This window comes from Paenibacillus sp. GXUN7292, from assembly GCF_050864975.1.
Lineage (GTDB): Bacteria > Bacillota > Bacilli > Paenibacillales > Paenibacillaceae > Pristimantibacillus.
This window is the reverse complement of sequence record NZ_JBOZWO010000012.1, coordinates 54,071-75,603: the sequence shown is the minus strand read 5'-3', so window position 1 is coordinate 75,603 and position 21,533 is coordinate 54,071. Positions and strand designations below refer to the sequence as shown.

The 21,533-nt window shown below is 46.6% G+C and carries 15 protein-coding genes; 1 reads left to right on the top strand and 14 read right to left on the bottom strand.

What is annotated here, in order from left to right; genetic code table 11:
- Positions 1 to 39 precede the first annotated feature (39 nt).
- From ACRRU2_RS12250 to ACRRU2_RS12235, 4 genes are all read right to left on the bottom strand, one after another.
- Complete coding sequence (locus ACRRU2_RS12250; protein WP_432501958.1) at positions 40 to 1,191, bottom strand: Gfo/Idh/MocA family protein; 1,152 nt, start codon at positions 1,189 to 1,191, stop codon at positions 40 to 42.
- Between the two features lie 17 nt (positions 1,192 to 1,208).
- On the bottom strand, positions 1,209 to 3,434 hold the full coding sequence (locus tag ACRRU2_RS12245; protein ID WP_432501956.1) for a helix-turn-helix transcriptional regulator: 2,226 nt from the start codon (positions 3,432 to 3,434) through the stop codon (positions 1,209 to 1,211).
- A 9-nt stretch (positions 3,435 to 3,443) separates the two neighbouring features.
- Positions 3,444 to 5,072, bottom strand: a complete 1,629-nt coding sequence (locus ACRRU2_RS12240) for an extracellular solute-binding protein (protein WP_432501953.1) — start codon at positions 5,070 to 5,072, stop codon at positions 3,444 to 3,446.
- Between the two features lie 154 nt (positions 5,073 to 5,226).
- Positions 5,227 to 7,248, bottom strand: coding sequence for a DUF5107 domain-containing protein (locus tag ACRRU2_RS12235; RefSeq protein ID WP_432501950.1), 2,022 nt, complete (start codon positions 7,246 to 7,248; stop codon positions 5,227 to 5,229).
- Between the two features lie 115 nt (positions 7,249 to 7,363).
- Here ACRRU2_RS12235 and ACRRU2_RS12230 point away from each other — a divergent pair, with 115 nt between their 5' ends.
- The gene (locus ACRRU2_RS12230; RefSeq protein WP_432501948.1) at positions 7,364 to 8,233 is read left to right on the top strand and encodes a helix-turn-helix domain-containing protein; all 870 of its coding nucleotides are present in this window, start codon (positions 7,364 to 7,366) and stop codon (positions 8,231 to 8,233) included.
- 133 nt (positions 8,234 to 8,366) lie between these two features.
- Here the strand turns inward: ACRRU2_RS12230 and ACRRU2_RS12225 are convergent, their stop codons facing one another.
- From ACRRU2_RS12225 to purH, 10 genes are all read right to left on the bottom strand, one after another.
- Complete coding sequence (locus ACRRU2_RS12225) at positions 8,367 to 9,362, bottom strand: inorganic phosphate transporter (RefSeq protein WP_432501946.1); 996 nt, start codon at positions 9,360 to 9,362, stop codon at positions 8,367 to 8,369.
- A gap of 23 nt (positions 9,363 to 9,385) precedes the next feature.
- Complete coding sequence (locus tag ACRRU2_RS12220; protein WP_331700286.1) at positions 9,386 to 9,997, bottom strand: DUF47 domain-containing protein; 612 nt, start codon at positions 9,995 to 9,997, stop codon at positions 9,386 to 9,388.
- Positions 9,998 to 10,237: 240 nt separating this feature from the next.
- Positions 10,238 to 11,332 (bottom strand): DUF3048 domain-containing protein, encoded by a 1,095-nt coding sequence (locus tag ACRRU2_RS12215; protein ID WP_432501943.1) that lies wholly within the window; start codon positions 11,330 to 11,332, stop codon positions 10,238 to 10,240.
- A gap of 490 nt (positions 11,333 to 11,822) precedes the next feature.
- The gene (locus ACRRU2_RS12210; protein WP_432501941.1) at positions 11,823 to 12,638 is read right to left on the bottom strand and encodes an alpha/beta hydrolase; all 816 of its coding nucleotides are present in this window, start codon (positions 12,636 to 12,638) and stop codon (positions 11,823 to 11,825) included.
- 754 nt (positions 12,639 to 13,392) lie between these two features.
- The gene (locus ACRRU2_RS12205; protein WP_432501938.1) at positions 13,393 to 14,790 is read right to left on the bottom strand and encodes a sensor histidine kinase; all 1,398 of its coding nucleotides are present in this window, start codon (positions 14,788 to 14,790) and stop codon (positions 13,393 to 13,395) included.
- Positions 14,787 to 15,554, bottom strand: a complete 768-nt coding sequence (locus ACRRU2_RS12200; protein ID WP_432501936.1) for a response regulator transcription factor — start codon at positions 15,552 to 15,554, stop codon at positions 14,787 to 14,789. The genes ACRRU2_RS12205 and ACRRU2_RS12200 overlap by 4 nt, the downstream gene beginning before the upstream one ends.
- Positions 15,555 to 15,579: 25 nt before the next feature.
- A complete protein-coding gene (locus ACRRU2_RS12195) occupies positions 15,580 to 17,016 on the bottom strand; it encodes an FG-GAP repeat domain-containing protein (protein WP_432501933.1) in 1,437 nt (478 codons plus the stop codon).
- 40 nt (positions 17,017 to 17,056) lie between these two features.
- Entirely contained in the window at positions 17,057 to 18,193 is a 1,137-nt protein-coding gene (locus ACRRU2_RS12190) for a polysaccharide deacetylase family protein (protein WP_432501931.1), read from the bottom strand.
- A 378-nt stretch (positions 18,194 to 18,571) separates the two neighbouring features.
- Positions 18,572 to 19,837, bottom strand: a complete 1,266-nt coding sequence (gene purD, locus ACRRU2_RS12185; RefSeq protein ID WP_432501929.1) for a phosphoribosylamine--glycine ligase — start codon at positions 19,835 to 19,837, stop codon at positions 18,572 to 18,574.
- 131 nt (positions 19,838 to 19,968) lie between these two features.
- Positions 19,969 to 21,516, bottom strand: a complete 1,548-nt coding sequence (gene purH, locus ACRRU2_RS12180) for a bifunctional phosphoribosylaminoimidazolecarboxamide formyltransferase/IMP cyclohydrolase (protein WP_432501927.1) — start codon at positions 21,514 to 21,516, stop codon at positions 19,969 to 19,971.
- Positions 21,517 to 21,533: the final 17 nt, after the last annotated feature.

Here is a 21,533-nt window from a genome sequence, read left to right as displayed (position 1 = left end):
AAAAGATCAGTAATTGACGCATTCAAAAAAATTCATCCCTCACCCATAATTCCCGCCCGTCGTTATGCGCGAATCCTGGAAGTTCTCCACTGCCGTTTTCTTCTCGTAGAAATGGATCGCTTCTCTTTGCGTGCCTTCGCTCGTATAGAAGGCATCCTCCTGAGACAGCGGAAGCTTCACACTCTGGCCTGTGCTTGCCGACTTGTAGATCGCCATAATGAGCTCCAAAGTATCGCGGCCGCTATGGCCATCAATCAGCGGAGCTTCGCTAGTCTCAATTGCTGTCAGCACGTTATCGATTTGACCTTGATGCCCTTCATGCTCAAGCGCGGGCAGCTGATCATAATATTGCTGCAGCCGCTGCTCCAGCTCCCGATTAGGCTCTGGAAAGCCATTTTGCTTGGAGGTGGATGCCGTTACTTTCCACGGCACGGACACTCTCGCATCGGTTCCCTGGAAGATGAGCTGCTGCTCTTCACCATGATGAACGACGGAGCTCGTAATTTGGGCGAGTGAGCCGTTCGGGTATTTCAGGATGGCTATCGACAAGTCTTCTACCTCGGCGTTATCATGCGCCGTATTGCTCATAACGGCCTGCACCTCGGCCGGCTTGCCCAGCATCCATAGCAGCGCATCGATATGATGGACGGCATGGTTAAGCGTGCAGCCGCCGCCTTCCTTCTCCCAAGTGCCTCTCCACCAAAGATCATAATAGCAATGCCCTCTCCACCAGAAGGAATCGACCTGGGCATGCACGATTTTCCCCATCAAGCCGGTATCCAGCACGCTTTTCAAGTTCATCATCGGTGTACGGAAGCGGTTTTGGGCCGTAGCGGACAATATTTTTCCGCTTTGCTTCGCTGCTTCATTCATTTCATCGCATTCCTTCAGCGAGGATGCCATCGGCTTCTCCACGATCACATGCTTGCCTGCCCGCAAAAAATCGATGCTGATTGGCGCGTGCGTATAAGGCGGCGTACAAACAGAGACGACGTCTATATCTTCGGCAAGCAGCTCTTTATAATCACTGACTGCCTTTGCAGAAAGCTGATAGTGCTGGATTCTCGCAGCTGCCTTGTCAAGATAGGTATCGGCTACCGCTACAATTTGACATCTTGCTGGAAAAGCGAGATAGGCTTCAATATGCGAAAAGCTAATATTACCTGCACCAATAATAGCGACCTTCAACATTTATTTATCCCCCTGCCTTATGCTTTTTGTGCGCTGCTTCTGTATCCGCCCGGCGTCGTCCCTACGATTTTTTTAAATACCCGGTTAAAAGAAACAGCATGAACATAACCTACCCTCTCCGCTATATCCGGGATGGGAGCTTCCGTCGATTTAAGCAGCTTTTTCGCTTGCTTCATTCTTTCTACGGCCAAGTAATCAACAAATTTTACACCTAGCTGTTCTTTGAAAATATAGCTTAAATATTTGGGATTCGTATCAAATACATCCCCCAAATGGGCCAGCGATAAATCAGGATTGGCATAGTTATAATCGATATAACAGCGTACCTGCTCCACAATAGAAACATACTGCCTCGATTCGCGCATTTTTTTCATAGCCGCATCGAATTGATGCAGTGGAATGAGCAAGGAGGCTTGCAATTCATCGATCATTTCAAAGGCGGCGAAAGCCTCATTAATTTGCGGCATCATTTTATTTCTCCACATCTCCTTGTATTCCGAAGGCAGCTCAAGCATCTCGCGGTGCAGCGTCACTAAAAAGACGTTGATCAGCGTAACGGCATCATCGCGGTTCAGCGCGGCGCTGCGCAGCGCCTGGAACAAATGCTCATAAGCCTCCTGCCATTTGCTCTCGCCCATTCGATACATGCGCGATATTTGATGGATGTCGGGCAAATATTCGAGGATAGACGGCAGCGCCTGCTCCTCCGGCCCGTCCTCGAACAAAATAATCTGGTTGGAGCCGATGACGATTTTTTTCTTGAGCGCATCCTCCGCCTGCTCGCAGGACAACAAAATTTGCTCCGGCTTGCTTGCAAAATTCCCTACTCCAATCGTTATCGAAAACGCCAAATGCTCTTTTACCCATAAACGCAACTGCTCACCAAAGGTTAGTACGTCCTTTAACGTCGGCTTATTGTCCTCCTTTCCCATAATGAGCACGTCAAGCTGATTGCTCTCCGTCCATTCCTCTCTCACATAAAGCTCCAATGATTGCGCCAGCTCTCTGACGACATTGCTGACCGCAAACTTAAGCAAATTTTGATCACGATGGTCATAGGACTTGCTAAAGACAGCAAATTGATCAATTTCTATTGCGATGACGATAACAGGCAAAGAGTGCTCAGGCAGCTGCAGCCGTTTCATTTCTTGCGGCCACCCTTCCGCGGTCACGATCCTCTCGCCTTGCAGAACCTCTTGAAAAAACACCTTCCTCCGGTAAATCAAATCCTCCTCATGCGTCTTTTCGTAATCGATTGATTGGCGGATTAATTTGTCCAGCGCATGATCTATAATCGCCAGCTCATGATGCTTGGGATCAACGAGACCGCCTTCCTTAAAGCGCGCAGAAGTTGTAATCCGCTTCATGATAATGCCGATCGGCTTATAATTCAGCCTTGTAACATAAACGAACCAGATTGCGCTAATCACGATAGAAAGAATACCGACCACAATCGTTGCGACGATAGATCCTTCCGATAAATTGATCCATTTGACCGATTGGATACCGCTGCGAATCGTCCAGCCTGTATAGTCGGATTGCTGCTCCGTTAATATTTTGAAGGAATGGCCCTCGCTCCGTTCATGGATCGGATGCCCGTCTTCAGCCAGCAGATCAACAAAGCTAACCTGTGCCGCATCCCCAGGATTCAAAAGCCCCTCTATTGCATTCGTACTTACATTGACTACAAGCACGCCCAGCTCGCCATTTATAAAAGGCACTTCTTTGACAAGCGAGACGACTTTATCTGTTCTGCTTTGCAAAGAGGAACCGATGTAATCGCGCGGGCCGATCCAAGGCTTATCTGGTTTGCTCTGCCTGTGCTGAATCAGAAATTCAGCATCAGAAAATTGCCCCAGCGGTATGCGCATTTTATTAGTGAGTACAATATCGTCACTGCGCCGGTACAAATAAACCGACTGGATCATCGGATTAATAATCGTCCAGCTGCGAATCGTCTCCGAGGCCTCGCTTTCCTTGAGCGCCGATTCTTCACCCGCATAGAAAAAGCGCAGCAAGCGCGGATTATCGCTGATTTCCTTAATCATCAGCTTATCGATTTCCTGCAAGGAGTAGTCAACGAGCTGCAGCAGCCTGCTTGTCGCCACTTCATTGACCTGCTCTGAGGAGCGCTTCGACATTTCACTCAGTGTAAAAAAAGATAAATAGGCAATGAACAGTGCCATGAGCAAAAAGATAGGCACATACGACAGGAGCTGACGATTTAACCATTTACGATTCATAGGACCGCCTTATCGGATACTGTAGTATTCGCTGGTCATCAAGACACGCTCTGCATTGTCAGCGAACCAGTTGGAGTAATAATGATCAACCTGCTCACCGCCAAGCCTTTTCCACGCGCTTTTGGCGTCTGCAATGGCAGCCTCGGCTGAATAATCCGGCGTAACCATCGCATGATGATAAATATCCGACATCGTCTTGCTTCCTTCAATAATTGTTAGCTGAAGCTCTTGCGGCAAGGTAGGCCAATTCCATATGGGGTAGCCAAATTCGTTCTCCGGGTTCAGCGAGTAGCTTTCGCCCTCGCGCTCAATATCGATATACATCTTGTCGGCTGGATACTCATCATTCAAGGACGCCGCGAGTGAATTGCATTCGCCCAGCACCACCCTTGCCGAAGGCATATACAAATCCAATGTCCACGAGAGCTCTCGATTGTACTTCTCCTGATCGATAAATTGGTAGCAGCCCTTTTCATTGCGCACATAATGCTCTCCCTCTAATCCAAAGCGCAGTGTAGCCATTACCTCCTCCGTCATCATGAAATCCAAATATTGCATAACGGCGGCCGGATTTTTAGCATTTTTATTAATCGCGCCTATCATTTGCACAGGCGCCTTTGCCAGCGGATTGAACTGGCCATATGGCCCGCTTGGCAGCGGCATTGCTTTGACATCAGCCTCCGGATTGCGGGCCAGCAGCTCCTGCAGGATCAGATACGCATCCTCAATGCCGCTGCTAACCCAGAATATGCCGAGCTTGCCGCTCACAAAATCTAGCTTTGCCTTTTCCCCGTCCTTATCGGTCAGAAAATTCGGGTCAATCACCCCTTCATTATATAGCTGCTTGGCGTAATCAAGCGCTGCTTCGGCTTGCTCCCAAGCTCTTATGACCTTCTCATCCTGCAAAATATAGCCCACATTGCGGAACATCATATCGAGCGGACGTATTCCTCCCGCAACTTTTCCGTTAAGCAGCGAGCCTAGCCCTGTAAAGTTAATGCCGTACGTATCATCGATGCCGTTCCTATCCGGATCATCAAAAGTGAACGTGCGTACAACCTGCAGCAAATCCTGCTCATTTTTCGGCATTTCCAGCCCCAATACATCAAGCCAGTCCTGCCTGATCAGCAAAGAATGATTCGTTTTGAGCCCCGTAATCTGGGCGATAAGATACATTTTTCCATCAGGCTCTGTAGTCAGCCTGCGTACTAGCGGATACTGCTCCAGCAGCTGCTTGTAAATCGTGCTGTGCTGCTCAACCAGCTCGTCAATCGGAATAACCTGATCATCTACAATGAGCTGCGCAAGAAAGGAGGAATCAAAATCCAAAATTAAATCCGGTGCATGACCTGAAGCGAACAACACTTTGTATTTTTGAACAGATTCGCCGCGAGGTATGGGCACAAATTTCACATTGACCGGGCTGTGCTCGTTAATCCAGTGTGTCCAGCGATTATTGTCAATCGTTCCTTCGCCCTCAGGAATACTTCCTCTGTCATAGATTCCTACTGTGATGGACGGCTTAGCTTCTGATGCTGCTGCTTCTTTTTGTGTATAGTCAGATGAACATGCAGCAGCAATCAACATAATGAAAGCGATAACAATAAAATGTGCAAGTTTCCCGGAAACATTGTACATACTGAATATCCCCCCTGCTTCCTATAGTAATAGAAAGCATTTGAAGTAACAAGTTGCATTTTTCAAGCACATACAATTTTCCAGTTCCTTTGAATTTACCGATTTGGATTTAAAAAAGCTGACCGAATCGCCTTCGCGATCGGTCAGCTGCATGCTAGCTCATGCGGAAATCTAAATTGGCTGGCGGCGGGAATTGCTCAACAGCTGCTGCTATGAGCTCCTCTGTTAGCTCAACTTGTTGAGCATCCGCCAGTTGCTTGGCATGATACTTATACCATTGATCAATGACGGACAGCTCTCCTTCGCGAACGATGGCAAACTCTGAGGCAAACAGCTTTTTCATAAAATCATGCTCGTTCCGCATTAAAGCGGCTTCGCCAACGATAATTCGAATTCGCTCACTTGACGAGAAGGATTCCGTCAAAGACTGATAAACCTGCCAAGCTTTATCATACTGCTTGCTGCTGACGAGAATACGCAAATATTCCTCCGCAAACGCCCGATCTGGAAAATGCCCCGTAAGCTGCAAAGCTTTTTCATAGTAAGCTTCCGCTTGCTGCATTTTCCTTTGGCGTTCACTAGCCACAGCCAAGTTGCGGTATGCCCAGGCAGACGGCTGCAGCTGCAGTGAGTATTCCCAGGATTGAATTGCCTCATCTTCCAGCCCTTGCTCGTAGAGCATCACACCCTTATGCAAATAAGCAATCCATGATTCATTAGCTTTGACAGTAAGGCTTTCTGACAATAAGTCCAGCCATTCCTGTTGAATCATCCAAGAAGAAGGTACTGCCTCAACTCCTATATCCGGAAAACGGCCTGTTTCCAGCAATGCCAGCCATGGCTGCTGCGGTGTATCCAAGCTCGCGCGTTCAAACAGAAAGCCCTTGGGCACGCTTCGGCCTTCCAGCTTTTCACGGCGCTGCTGCTCCAAAGCTCCCCAGCCCGATCCCGTGAACAATATTTCTAGCGGCTCTAGTTCGGCATACAACTGCAGCTCATTGTGTACTTCGTTTACTTGCTCCGCACTAAGAAGACGGCATACTTTCTCATCTACATAGGCACGAGACTCGTTCCAATCACTTTGATTCGCCTGCTCCGCCTCTACCTGCGATACGCCAAACAGCTGGGTAAATGTCCATTCCGTATGAGCGGGCTGATCAATTCCATGCAGCTGGGTAGGCGAAAAGCCGCCCTGCAGCTCTATATATGCGCCTTGCCCTGGCTCAGCCAAAAACTCTCCCCAGCGTCTTCCGCCTATATGGTTGCCCCAGCAAAACATTTTTCGATACCGTAATAAGGAAGTAGAGCGCTCATAGAACATTCTCCCGTCCTCGTATACAATGGATTCCCAAGGTGACGGATCATTTTCAGCAATTTGAAAAAAGTACTCGTTGGAAAACGGAAAGTTCATCGGATAAGAAACATCGGTTTCAGACACCGTCGGCAATATCGGCAAATCGCCTGCTCCAAAGCCGCCTGCTTGCGGATCAATATAAATGACTTCTTTAGTAGATGAAAAAACCCGAGCCTTAGGTGTTTCGTCTACCGCGATATTCGTCCACCAGTACATCGGAACAGATTGGCTGTTGTCATTCACAATTCTTACATAGACGAGCAGCTGCTCCGAGCCGTCAGGAAGATGGAGATCGATATGCCAAAATACATTTTTACAACGCTCATATTCATATAAACGTAAAAACTCATTTCCTTTGCTGTCTGTAAGCCTAGCTGCGTGAACAGGAGAGCAGGTCGTAAAGGTATGGCCTAACTGGCCGATATTCCATTCGATGCCACCCGAAAACCATGCGTTCAAAATGGCCAGGTTGGCCGGCTGCAGCACTGGGTTTTTATATAAAATTTCACGGTTGGTGCGCTTGTCCAGCAGGGAATACAATCTTCCGCCATATTCAGGCAATACAATTGCTTTTAGAAACTCGTTCTCGATTACGATCGTTTGCAGGGTCATTTCCCGCTTCTTGCGCGTATATCTGTCCTGGATCCTATAGGGCAGGAAGCGTTCGCCAGTCTCATAGCCCAGCATCTCCTTGTGTGCCGGGGTGAGGGAGCCATTCTCTTTAACTATTCGATTACGCTCTGGACTTCTAAAAATAGGAAGCGGATTTTCCCCTTCCAGCGGTGCGCCTTGAATCGATAAGGTCGAACGATAAAGTTTCATATCCCTTCATACACCTCTTCTATACTTTTTTACTAGCGTATTCTATAATAAGGCTGCATCATAGTGTTTTATCTAGCATTTATATGGATTAATTACGCATTTCGCGAGGTGAAGCATGCAATTCGGACTGTATCCCATTCCTGAATCCAACATTGCCGGCGTCGTTAATTTAAGTGAGTATATGCAAGTCAATTGCCTAGGGTATTATGAATTCGAAAAGACAAGCTATACACGCTATCGAGACCACGGGAGAACGGACTATTTGCTCATCTATCATATAGAGGGAACAGCCCAGGCCCGTTCCAAAGGGATTGATTATGATTTGGCCAGCGGCACGGCAGTCCTTTACCGGCCTGGAGAAGAGCAGCGTTATAGCTTAAGCGACGAAACTCCGGTCAAAAGTCTTTGGATTCATTTCACAGGCTATGGCATAGAGAGCCTCCTCGAGAAGCTTCAGTTAGCCGATCGAAACATATTTTTCGCAGCACCCAGCGATGACCTCCTCCCTTTATTCCATATGGCAAGAAATGAAATTGCCGCGCAGCGAAGCGGATATGAAGTATATATCGCATCACTGCTGCTGCAAATTCTTACTGTGATCTCGCGAAATTATTTACAGTCCCGTTTTACAAGCAGGCAGCTGGAAACTCAAACGAATTTCGACTTTGGGATCACTTACATTCATTCCAATTATGATAAGCCGATTACGATTCCCGAAATCGCCCATATAGCAGGACTCAGCATCAGCCGGTATATTCAAGTTTTCAAGCAGCAAATCGGCACGACCCCAAAGGATTACATTGTGAAATATCGTTTGAATAAAGCGAAGGAGCTGTTGTTTGAAACGAATCTGACGATTCGGCAAATTTCGGTTATCGTGGGGTTTAGCGATCAATTGTATTTCAGCAGAATGTATCGGAAAGTCGAAGGAATATGTCCTAAAGAAGATCGAAAACGAAGAGGAATGTTTAAAGGAGTTACTTAAATACAAGGAGAAGCAGCTGCGTTTTCAGGCGCACAAGGATAAACGGCTCCGCCGTCCTTTGGACTGGCGCTTTCAAAAATAACCCCTCAGTTCTATCGATTCGATAAATGCTGAGGGGTTTATGTTGTATTTCTTACAAGAAAATAGCCGAGATTAACCAGTAAACAAGGGCAGACATAACCACTGTGATCGGTATCGTAATGACCCATGCAATCACGATGCGTCCGGCTACGCCCCACTTCACGGCTGAGAAGCGCTTCGCGCTGCCGACACCGAGAATGGAAGAAGTAATAACATGCGTTGTACTTACTGGAAGATGAAGCATAGTCGCTGTAATAATAACAGCCGCCGAGCCCATATCTGCAGCAAAGCCGTTCACTGGCTCGATTTTGAAAATTTTCGTACCCATCGTCTTAATAATTTTCCAGCCGCCTACCGAAGTACCTAATGCCATCGCAAGCGCAGCTGATAATTTAACCCATAGCGGAACATCCATATTATCCTGAACGCCTGCAGCTACGAGCGCAAATACGATAATACCCATAGCCTTCTGCGCGTCGTTCGTACCATGGGAGAACGATTGGAACATCGCGGTTACAACTTGCCCATAACGGAAGCCTTTGTTGATTTGATGCGGATTGGCGCGAGCCAATACTTTTTTCAAAATCCACATTAGAATAAATCCAGCAGTAAAGGCGATAAGCGGCGAAATAAGCAAAGCTTCCAAAATTTTAAGAATTCCGCTGCCATTTACCGCATTAAAACCCGCACTCGCAATAACAGCTCCGGCAAGAGAGCCAATTAGCGCGTGCGAGGAGGAGGACGGAATGCCGAACCACCATGTAATCAGGTTCCAGGCGATGGCTCCGATCAAGGCTGCTATAACGATAATTTCACCATGTGCGAGCTGGGAAGGGTCTGCCACGCCGCTCCCGATTGTTTTGGCAACGCCTGTAAACGTAACGGCACCAAGGAAGTTCATTACTGCTGCCATCAGGATCGCTACTCTCGGCTTCAGAGCTCTTGTAGACACGGAAGTTGCTATCGCATTGGCTGTATCATGAAAGCCGTTGATAAAATCAAAGGACAACGCTAGAAATACGACCATACATAAAATAAAAATATCCATTAGAACGATTCCTACTCTCTTTGTTAGCTGTTACGCATAATGATCGATTCTAGCGTGTTAGCAACATCCTCGCAGTAATCGGTCGTCTGCTCCAAACGCTCATAAATTTCTTTTCTTTTAATAAGCTCGATCGGATCAGTAACGGTAGCAAATAGCTTCGTAACACTTACGCGCAGCAAATCATCAGCTTGATTCTCAAGCTCGTTGATCGCGATACAATGCTGGCGCATAGCAAGCAATTTTTTATGGGTAAGCAATGCAATTGCATTTTTAACTTGTTCAACACAACGAATAAGAATATCAGCAAATTGCGTGATATACTCGTCCTTTTCTTGAATATGGTACATGGCAAATCTTGACGCGCATGCTTCAATGCCATCAAGCACATCATCCAATGATGTCGTGAGCGCCATAATATCCTCACGCTCGATCGGGGTAATAAAGGTTTTGTTAAGCTCGATCAGGATCGCATGTGTGTACTCATCACACTTGCTTTCGTACTCCTTCATCCTTTTGGCGAAACCATTTACATCTGATAAATCTGAAACTCCAGTTGCAAAATATTGCACAGCTTCTACGATAGTGTCCGCCATTTCTTCGAATGTAGAAAAAAATATGTCTTTTTTCTTAAACATGGTAATCCCCTTTGCTTCAATTGGATGTATTGATGTCATTTTAGGCAATGACGACGTTCATAACATTTAGTTTACAATCCAATTGTTAAGGGAATGTAAACATATCGTGAAAAATGACAAATTTCTTTCAAAAAAAAATGCAAATTGGGCTAACTTCGTCATAATTTGTTCAAATTTAGAAGAAGTGCCGTCAATTTGCATATATTGTTTCACTAATTGTATCATTTTATTTATTTAAATTTATGAGGTCTGCTCAGATGATTGCTCAATCGTGATATGATCCAGTAACGATGCTTTGCTTGGAACGATATGTATGAACGTTTTACCCGGTATAAGCTCCAGCTCTTTACCGTCCTTAACCCAGCGCAGCATGCCATCGCTCGCTCTTACCCATTCGGCTTCCATCACCTTACCTTTTTGAAACAACAGCGCCTTTCCGCCCTTTGTCAAATCTACAGACAATCTTCCTTCATTATCAAGCGTTTTATGCGCGGTCTCAAATATAATCAGGTTAGTAGCCGATAGCTGCTGATCATTATTTTTATCAATATGCGGCTCTCCATTAATCGTTCTTTTGTAAACGCTGGTACTTGCATCATATTGATAGCCTACCTTATAATTTTTCAATGTAAAAATAAATGATAGCTGCTCCGCAGTTTTAGCCAGCGGGTCGCTTGCAACTGAGCCTGCTTCAGTAAAGGTGTAGGCAATTTGCGGCTTGTCATTGTCATAGCCTCTTTTTGCTGCTCCCTCACGCAGCTTTTCCAGATTCGAGTATAGATTGTGAGGTGCCTTGCGATCCTTGCTTCTCCAGTAATAGGGGCCTGCATTTGAGATTTCGTCCAAATAAGGCTTCTTTTGCTTTTGCAAAATACCATAGCCTTCCGGACTTGCGCCCGCATGAGACATCACCGCCTTGTAGCTATCTGCTACGTCAATCAAATAAGGCCTATTGCTTCTAATTGGCCCAATCGTGTCAGTCAACGCATCTGTACTTTGAAAAATAGCGATGAGTCTCGTTATTCCGCCTTCAGCCAGCACTTCCCACACAACATCGGCATTCGTTAAGCCTGACTGCGGCCTGGCTGCTGAAAAATTGTTAACCATAACCGCAATGGGACGATTAACCGGCTCTACCTCGTGAGGCAGGCCTGTATAAGGCGCGGAAAATGTAACCGGGACCTGCGTTGGCAATGTCGGTTCTTCACTTGGCGTCTGCGTTGGCGTCTCTTCAGGCGGCTGCTGTTTCCCATCGCCTCCTCCGCAAGCTGTCAAGCTAAGCATGATGACCATCAGCAGCATCGCTGCTCTAATCCATATTGTTTTTTTGTCCATCAGCACCTTGCCCTTCTGTATATTCCTACCTATTATTTAAACATATATATATCGAGATGTCTCGACAAAATGATAGGAAAAGCGCAAACCTTATACTTTTTTAATTTTTCAAATTTAATTGATGACTCCTGTTTAATTGACGTCTCCTAATCGTTACTGATTCGTTACTGATTCGTTACTGATTCGTTACTGATTGCAACAGGGGGCAAATTTTCAGCGATCGATTTGGTCACACGTTCCGCTATTTAGCTTAAAACGGCCTTTTTTTAAGTTTCGTGGCCACACATTCCGCTAATCGACTAAAAACGAGGCTTTTTCAGCGATTTATCGACCAATAACGGAACGTCTGTCACTTTGCTGCGTCTAAACTGGGATTTCAGTGCATTAGCGGAACGACTGACCAGCTAGGCACTTTCTACGAAAGGGATAGCTGCCTTAACAAGCTCAAAGCCCGTGCCTGTATAGACACGAGCTTTAAGCGTTTCCTCTATTATATACTCCAATCCAGCCACTGCTTTTGCCGCTGATCCAAATTGCCAAGCCACTTGCTCGTAATTTCAATCGCTTCATTTTGCTGCTCGCGGCTAGAATAAGTGTGAGTGCCTTGAAAAAGAATCTCTTTGTCGCACAGTCCCTCGCTTCTCGTCCAAAACACCTTTTGATACAGAAAGCTGTAATCGACTGGAATACAGTCGTCGCTGGTGCCATGTACGAGCAGCACATCGCCAGTAAACTTCGATGCCGCCTGAAATGGCTGATGCTGCATGAGCGATTCAAAAAATACAGGCTGCAGCGTGTAGCCTAAATAATCTGTGCTTCCTTTCGTTACAGCCTCATCATACTTTTTCCGGCCTACAATATGGATGATATCATTAAACGGATAACCTACCGGTGACCATAATATTAGACGCTTCACACGTTTGTCGCGCACGGCTGTCAAAAGTGCTGCTGCTCCGCCGAGGCTATGACCTAGCAGGACTATGCGGCCGAGATCAACCATTTCCATGCTAGCTATATAGTCGATTACCGTTCTTGTTTGGTTAATCATTTCTTCAAAGCCGAGCGCGCCATAGTCGCCGCTGCTCTCGCCGCAGCCGCCATAATCAAACCGGATCACATAAGAGCCGGCAGCAGCAAGTACTCTTGCTGTTTTGACAAATAAGCGGTCGACGCCAATCCGGCTTCCTACAAAGCCATGGCAAATAATGATAGCCTGTTTCTTGCTGTCATTTTCGCAGCCATGCGGATAATGCAAGGTAGCAGCCAGCTCGATTCCGTTATGGCGCAGCGTTAATGCTTTTTCCAAAATAACTCCTCCTACTCGGATGCGTTCATCTATATCATCATAATAATTCCGATTGGTTTAGTTTGAATTAAGTCAATCATATCATCCTCTTTTATTTATTGTCAATAGTTCGTAGAGGGCTGTCGATTAATTTTGAAAATGTAACGAATCGTAGGAGACAGTCGATTAATTGTGGATAAGCAATAAGCAATCGAAAGGGGTGCCACTGCGATCAAGATTGGGATTCCGACCGCTAGCACCGCTAAGATTCGTAAGAATTTCAAAAGGTACATTTTATGCGAAATAGCGTCTTGAGGATTCGTTACAAATGGACAGCCTCTCGAGCACAGTTTTTCAACACCCTGTTTTAGCAGGACTTTACTATATTTCGTTATTTGAATAAAAAAATACTGTACTTTTGCATCATCACTCGTTAAAATGCCCCGTTTTCAAAAATGATCTGCTGTTGCAAACCTGCAAAGGCGGACTTAATCGCATCTCCAATGCCAATCAAAATCAATGCTTTCACTGTCCCCTAATACTTGTTGTTTACAACAGCATGCAATGTTTAACAGGCATAAAAAACACTACTTCGAACACCTTAATAATAAAGCTGCAAATAAAATCATCAAGGATAAGGAGTGTTTTTTATGCCTGTCTGGCTAGAATGGCTGCAAGCCAAAATAGGAAATGTGCTGCTCATTATCGGTGCAATTATCGCTATCGTATACGTAATCATTAAGCGCAACGAAATTTTCTGGAAAAATTAACAGTCCTAGTTCTGCAGCGCCTGCGGAAGTGTTAAAGTTACCGTCGTTCCTACACCTTTTTCACTGGCAATATGAATCGAGCCTCCATGCAGTTCAATGATTTCTTTGGAAATAGCCAGCCCCAGCCCTGAACCGCCTTGCACAGCGCTGCCTTTGTAAAATCGCTCCAAAATATGCGGCATATGCTGCTCGTCAATGCCCGTTCCGGTGTCGGATACGATAATAACAGCTTTGCCATCCGCAAGCTTCGTTGTTACACGGATCAGCCCGCCTGGCAGCGTAAACTTAAAAGCATTGTCCAATAAATTAATCATGACCTGCTTGAAGCGATTAGCGTCGACCCGCACCCATATTTCCTCGTCGCTATAGGAATCAATTAATTTAACCTCTGTTCTATCCTCACGAACAATAAGCTGTTGTACGCTTTCCTTTACAATCCCGTTCAATTGAAGAATTTCGGTGTACAGCTGCAAGGTGCGTGCCGATAATTTGGAGAAATCCAGTAAATCCTCAACAAGCCCGGATAATCTCTCTGTTTCTTTCGTAATTATGGACAAGCCCAGCTTGACCTCTTCCTGAGAAGCTTCCGAACTGCCTTCATTTAAAGTTTCGCTCCAGCCCTTGATGGAAGTCAAAGGCGTTCTTAACTCATGGGAAATTGAAGATATAAAATCATTTTTCATACGCTCTCTTTTGTTAAGCTCGCTTACCATCGTGTTAAACGTTTCCGCAAGCTGCCCAATCTCGTCATCACTGCGTTTGAGCGCCCTTCTTGTCCAGTCCCCATCAGACATATAGCGCGCAGCCCGTGTCAATTCCCGAATCGGCTTTACAATACGCTGCGCCAAAAATAAGCTAAGTCCCAGAAACAATAATATAACGGCAATCCCAACAATAGCAGCCATTTGAATGAGCGATTGAACCATGCGGTCTACTTCCTGCAGAGAAGAGGAATATCGCAGCATCGATACGATGCGAGATTCGTTCCAGATCGGAATCGTAACGGCTACAACCCGCTCACCATAATAAGGGTCCAATCCGCTCCAGTCACTCGTTTGCCCTGCCAAAGCGTTCATTACATCAGCAGTTCTATAACGATATTCCGGCGCAAAGCCGTCTGAATCTATTCTAATCTGGCCAGTATGATCAAGCAGCTGCACTCTCGTCGTCCCGCTGTCAGACAAATTTTGCAGCATATAATCAGCTTGCCCATATAGGGTTAGGGAAGATAAAGAGCGGCCATGAAGCGCAGCTGTCGATTCTGCTCTTTGCTTAACCGAGCTTTGGGAGCCGCCATAGTAATAATTCCATATTAAAGCGGCAAAAACGGAACCGAGCACACCTACTACCAGCACAATTAATAGCAGGAAGCTCCATACCATTCTAGTCTGAATACTTTTCATTGCGACTCGCTCCGTTGCCAGCGATAGCCAAAGCCCCAAACAGTTTCAATAATAGTCGGCGCAGAGGGATCACGCTCCAGCTTCTGTCTGATGCGGCGAATATTTACATCGACCACTTTCAAATCGCCCACATAATATCTTCCCCATACTTCCGTTAAAATAAAATCTCTGCTTATGCTTTCGCCTTCACGCTCCATCAGCAGCTTAACGAGCGACCATTCTGTCGGTGTTAATATGATTTCCTGATTGTCCTTCCAAAGCCGCCGCTCCAGCATCGACAACCGGAATGCACCGCTTATAAGCTCATCGGCAGTATATGCCGCCGCTGACTGCTTGTCCTGCTTCTCAGGCTCATTTTCCTGCTCCAACTGCTTTTGCTTGTAGCTGTGATCCATATCAGCCATCATTCTGCGGCGTAACGATTTGATGCGTGCAATCAGCTCGCCCGGGCTGAACGGCTTCTGCACATAGTCATCCGCCCCAAGCTCAAGCCCGTAAATTTTGTCCTCTTCCTGCGACTTGGCCGTCAGCATAATGATGCCCATGCGCGGAAAAAGCTCCCGCAGCTGCTCGCATACTTCAAAGCCGCTTATCGTTGGCAGCATGACGTCAAGCAGCGCAATATCAAACGGTCCGTTATGGAGGGCTTCATGCAAAGCTGCTTCTCCCGTCTGCGCTTCCACTACTTCCATATCATTGCGTTTTAAGTTAATTTTTATAAAACCACGAATCGCTTCCTCGTCCTCAAGCAGTAAAATTCGCATTTGTTTCCCTCCATCTCAACATCCCTTAATCCAGCGCGCTTATATATGAGGAGAAGTTTATTTCAACTTTAAGCATTTCCTCAACTATTTGCCGATCTATTTGCTGCAATTGCGGCGGAATACTGGAAACAAAAGAGATGGCATACACATTGCCGCTATCGATCATAACGGTGCGATAGTTTCTGCCCTCTTCCTTCCATTCCTGGTCATGGGTGCTCCATATTTTTTGCGGAATTGCATACAAGGTTGCAAGCTCTGACTTTTGTTCGGATTGCTCATTCCAGTAATAAAATACGGCAGCCTCGTACTCATTACTGCCATATTCCCATGTATATCGTCCTCGCCATGAATCCGGTATATCCAGCTTGTAGCCATAACTGTAATCAAGCAGCTGCTCGCCTTTCGTCACAAAATGCTTGCCGTTCCATTGCTGCCAATAGGTAGTAAAGCTTGTATCAGAATAGGGCAGCCCCTTGCTGTCAGGAGTCTCCTTCTTGATTTGCAGCTCAACAATGCCATCCCCGTTGAAGTCTTCGCTAAAAACAGTCGTTAAGCTTATTCCATCCTGTCCTAAACGTTCATTCGGATATATGATGTCAAGCGTGCTGCCATCCCACAGCAGCATCGTCGTATACGTGCCATGCGCGCCGTAGGAACCCTCCACTACGATTCCTTTTTGCTGCTCAGATATATTGCCGATAAGCATATGATCATAATTATTTACTGTATTATTAAGAGCTAGGCGCGCCTTGGGCCTAATCGTCCCGCCCTTCCATTCATATAACACAAGCTGATAGCTGCTGCTTTCTTCAAGCTGCTTGGACCCTTGCTCCGTTACGACAGCTAGCATCGTCTCGCCGTTATCGCCAAGCATGCCCGTTTCTGCATAGGAATACGGGATCGCTTCAATCGGTTTAATCGACATGCTGCCCTTCTGATTCCGTTCCCCTTTTGTCTGGAACGAATACAGCTCCAGTGTATTAGGGCTCTCAAATGAGCCGACCCATCCGACAAGCAGCTCAAGATGGCCGTCATTATTCAAATCAACAAACTTCAGCCATTCCATTCCGCGAGCAGTCGGCTGTTCTATAACGACCCAAGGCTTCCAGCTGTCGCCTGATTTTTTTAGTATAAGCAGCTCGGGAATATTGAACTCATTATAATAAGTGACGACCGCTTCCTCTTCTCCGTCGCCGTTGACATCAATGAGCCGGATCGCTTCCTTGGAATCATCGCGAAAAGGCAGCATCAGCACGCTGTACTTCGGCATCGCCTTCTGCAGGGCTGCGATTATTTCCTGCTGATCCTTGGATATTGAGGGCTTTTGCAGCAAATCCGCAGGTGCGGAAGTATAGCGGCAGCCCGTAACGATAAGCGATAGCAAAGCAATTAAAAAGAGAAGAGCCGTTCGCAGCACGAACGGCATGGCAAAGCCAGTATAGCGTTGATCTTTATCGTACAACAAACGTCTCTCCTCTCCCTGCTGTCATCATCATACTCTGTTACTTTAACTCATCCGTCGTAACAAAGGAATAGCCCAGCTTCTCTAAATCATCAATAACATCCGCAAGCATATCTACCGTATTTTGAATATGTTTACCGCCGAATGAATGCATAAGTATAATGCCTTTATCTTTAGAATTTGTTTTAATATTTTCTCTCATTTCGTCAATTGGCGTGCCTGCCCAGTCTCTCGTATCTACCGACCAGCCGACATGATACCGGCCTTTTTCCTCCAGCACCTTTTTAACTTGCGCATTTAGAGCGCCGTACGGAGCCCTGAAAGCTTTTGGGTAGAAGCCGATTGCGGCTTTAATTGCTTTATCCGTCGATTCAATCTGATTAAGAATTTGTGTCTTGTTAAGCTTGGTTAAATCTTTATGACCGAATGAATGATTGCCTAATGCATGGCCTTCCTCTACAATTCTTTTCATAATATCCGGATACTTTTCAACTTGGGAGCCAACAACGAAGAATGTAGCTTTAACGCCTTTTTCCTTAAGTGTATCCAATATGGCAGGAGTATATTTAATATCTGGTCCATCGTCAAAAGTTAAAGCTATTACTTTTTTCTTATTATCCGGCTGATTCGGCTTATCGCTGCCTACATTAGGAAGCTTGCCGTCCTTGCCGCTGCCTGTTTCGCCAGCTTTATCTGGATCCTTGCCGTCTGGCTCTGCTGTTGACCCTGGCTCGCCTGGCTTGCCGGTGCCATTCGGATTACTCGTACTGGTTGGATCGTCTGTGTGATTCTCTTCCGGTGGTGTAGTATTGCCTGGCTCGCCCCCAGCTCCTGGCTGCTGCTCGCCTTTGCCAGCTCCTTCTCCGTCCGGGGTTTGCTTGTCAGGATCGGTTTGCCCGCCTGAGCTGCCGTTCGAGGAGCCGCCTTCGTTATTTTTACCGGGCTGATTGCCCCCATTGGAATGATCGGAATCTTTACCGCCCTGTCCGTTACCTTCTTGCTGGTCTACAATTGTGCCTTTGTCCGGCAGGTTAGGACCTTCGCCAAACTTGTTTGCATTTTTTGCGCTGCTGAATGTATCCTTCAGAGCACATCCGCTGACAAGCACAATTAAAACCATCGTCGCTAAAATCACTACTGCTAACCCGCGCTTTCTGCGCGTTACTTCATTTTCCACCTGAATCACCTTCTACATTTGCTGTTAAACTCATTATACTAAAAACCTATTTCGATAGAGTTACAAAAAAGTAACACATCCGACAACAAGCGACCTCTTTGTCCATCGTATAAAGCTGGTGATTATAGGAAGATGATTGCAGCAGACTAGCTGTGCAGTTGACAGCTTCTTAACCTTTTATATACTTATACTAACTAACGTCTTTTTGAAACATAATGTTGCTAGTTTTCGACATTTTCCAGTGTTACCTCATAATTATTCAGAGAGCATGACCAACATTCGCGTAAATAATTAAATAGCCCCTTCGAAGCATTTCGTCCACTGCGCTTCAAAGAGGCTATCTTTAATTGAAATAATTAGAGCTATTTCATGCTTGCTTTAAACAAGGGCTTTTGCTGCTATATCGGTACGGTTCTGCTTGCCTTCAAAATCGATGACAGCTACTGCCTCGTAAGCGCGATTGCGCGCTTCCGCAATATCTCTGCCGCGGCCTACAATACCTAGCACTCTACCGCCGCTTGTCACAATTTGATCATCCTGTTTGGCTGTTCCTGCATGGAAAATCAATGCGCCCTGCGCTTCGGCAGCTTCAAGCCCGCTAATGACTTTTCCTTTTGGATATGAGCCAGGGTAGCCTTCCGATGCCACAATGACGCATACTGCCGCTTCATCGCTCCACTGAATATCGAGCTGATCGAGCCTGCCGTTCAAGGACGCCAGCACGATGTCTACAAGATCGGTCTCAAGGCGCGGAAGCACGACCTGTGTTTCCGGATCGCCAAAGCGGGCGTTGAACTCGATCGTCTTAGGACCGTCTTTCGTAATCATCAGCCCTGCGAAAAGAACACCGCGGAAAGGACGGCCTTCGCTTACCATGGCCTTGGCTGTCGGAATAATAATCGTATCAATAGACTGCTGCACGATTGCAGGATCAATATGCGGCAGCGGAGTATAGGTGCCCATTCCGCCTGTATTCGGTCCCTTATCACCGTCAAAAATAGGCTTATGATCCTGAGCCGGCACCATGGCGCGAACCGTTTCGCCGTCAACAAACGCAAGAATCGACATTTCCTGCCCCTGCAAAAACTCTTCAATTACAATTTGATTGCCGGCATCGCCGAACACTTTATCAACCATCGCTTCACGGAGCGCTTTCTCCGCTTCTTCCATAGTCAAAGCTACCGTAACGCCCTTGCCCGCTGCAAGGCCGTCTGCCTTAATAACGATCGGCGCAGTTTGTTCACGCAAATACGAAAGCGCTGATTCATAATCGGTAAACGTCTCATACGCCGCCGTGGGAATATTATATTTCTTCAGCAAATCTTTCATAAAAATTTTGCTGCCTTCAATTTCGGCCGCAGCCTTGCTCGGGCCATAGGCTGGAATGCCTGCCGCCTCGAATGCATCCACTAAGCCTGCAGCAAGCGGATCATCCGGTCCAACTATAACTAAATCGATATAGGCATCCTTGGCAAAAGAGATCAGTTCATCGAACTCCATTACGCTAATCGGAACGCACTCCGCCAGCTGTGCAATACCGGCATTGCCCGGTGCACAAAAAATTTCTTTTACCTTCTCGCTTTTTTTCAAAGCCCATACGATTGCATGCTCACGGCCGCCGCCGCCTACTACCATAATACGCATCCTGCTACCCCCTAGTTATTCAAGCGATCCATAAATACAAGCATCACGGCTTGTTTGCTGTTATTACTAGATTACCTGCATAGCAGCAAGCTTGCAACAGTAATTAGATCAGAATGGATGTAAAATCGGTCTTAGTGCTTGAAATGGCGTACACGGGTGAACACCATCGCTATATTGTTCGCATTTGCCGCTGCGATAGACTCTTCATCCTTGATGGAGCCGCCCGGCTGAATAATCGCAGTAATGCCTGCTTTTGCCGCAAGCTCTACCGTATCGCCCATAGGGAAGAAAGCATCTGAAGCAAGCGCAGAGCCTTGCGCCAGTTCGCCAGCCTGCTCAATTGCAATGCGAGCAGCGCCTACACGATTCATTTGACCAGCGCCAACGCCGATCGTCATATTATTTTTAGCCAGCAAAATCGCATTGGATTTCACATGCTTGACAACCTTCCAGCCAAACAATAACTGCTTCATTTCTTCCTCAGTCGGCTTGCGGTCTGTTACAAATTCAAGATCTGCCTCTGTCACGCTGTGAACGTCGCTTTGCTGTACAAGCATGCCGCCTTCAACAGACGTAACGAGCCATTCTGCCTGGCGCTCGCCAGCTGCCGCCTGCTCGCCCAGCTTCATCAAACGGATATTTTTCTTCTTCGTTAAAATATCGAGCGCTGCCGGAGTGAAATCTGGCGCGATAATGATTTCCAGGAAAATGCTGCCGAGAAGCTCAGCCGTATCCGCATCAATGACACGATTAGCCGCTACAATACCGCCAAAAATAGAAGTCGGATCAGCCGCATAAGCTTTCTCATACGCTTCATGAATCGTTGCGCCTATACCTACGCCGCAAGGGTTCATATGCTTCACAGCTACAACAGCTGGCTCGTCGAATTCTTTAAGAATCGCAAGTGCTGCGTTAGCGTCACTAATATTATTGTAGGAAAGCTCCTTGCCGTGCAGCTGCTCCGCAGTTGTAATGTTGCCGGAGGTTGCTAGCGGCTTGCGATAAAATGCCGCCTGCTGATGCGGGTTTTCACCGTAGCGCAAATCCTGCACTTTTTCGTAAGTAACGGTGTACGATTCTGGCAAAGGCTCGCCAACCTGCTTGGACAAGTAATCGGAAATCAAGGAGTCGTACGAAGCAGTGTGACGGAACACCTTCGCAGCAAGCTTTTTGCGAGTTTCCAGCGTAGTATCGCCGCCCGCTTTAACTTCCTCAAGCACCGTGCCATAGTCGCCTGCGTCTACCACTACAGTAACAAAGGCATGATTTTTTGCCGCAGAACGCAGCATCGTCGGACCGCCGATATCGATATTCTCGATAGCATCCTCATAGGATACATCCGGCTTGGAGATCGTTTCCTTGAACGGATACAAATTTACAATAACAAGATCAATATAGTCCATGCCAAGCTCCTGCATCGACTTTTGATGCTCCTCATTATCACGTACAGCAAGCAGTCCGCTGTGTACGGCAGGATGCAGCGTTTTAACGCGGCCGTCAAGAATTTCAGGGAAGCCTGTTACATCAGAAATACCGATGACAGGAACGCCCTCTTTTTGCAACAAACTAAAAGTTCCACCCGTAGAAATAAGCTGTACGCCTGCATTAGCAAGCTCGCGAGAAAATTCAACAATGCCTGTTTTGTCCGATACGCTAATAAGCGCTCTCCGAATTGCCATTACAATACCCTCCTTGT